Source organism: Streptomyces rubellomurinus (assembly GCF_000961885.1).
Classification (GTDB): domain Bacteria; phylum Actinomycetota; class Actinomycetes; order Streptomycetales; family Streptomycetaceae; genus Kitasatospora; species Kitasatospora rubellomurina.
Genome location: NZ_JZKH01000358.1, coordinates 1 through 323, shown reverse-complemented (window position 1 = coordinate 323; position 323 = coordinate 1). Strand labels below are relative to the sequence as shown.

Annotated in this window: 1 pseudogene; it reads right to left on the bottom strand. The window is 69.0% G+C overall.

The window, feature by feature from the left end:
• Positions 1 to 73: 73 nt before the first annotated feature.
• Positions 74 to 323 (bottom strand): annotated as a pseudogene (locus VM95_RS38195) (stage II sporulation protein M); the annotation flags it as partial.

Here is a 323-nt window from a genome sequence, read left to right as displayed (position 1 = left end):
ACCCTCACCACGTCAATGGTTTGGTCGGGATGCGAGAAGAGTAGCAGGTCAGCGGCCTGTTGATCACATCGGCTCAGGCCGCGACCGGCTGCAGGTCCGGCCGGTCGGCCTCGGCCAGGTCGCCGACTTCTCCGCCGGCGACGGCCTTTCGGCCCAGCACCAGCGCGTAGAGGAGGAATGCCACCTCCGCCAGCGCGCCGATCGAGATGCGGGCCCAGGTGGGAAGTCCGGACGGTGTGACGAAGCCTGGGAGGATTCCGGAGACGGCCAGGACGATCGCCAGGCCGATCGGCATGCCGATGAGCGCGCGGCCCTGTTCCGCC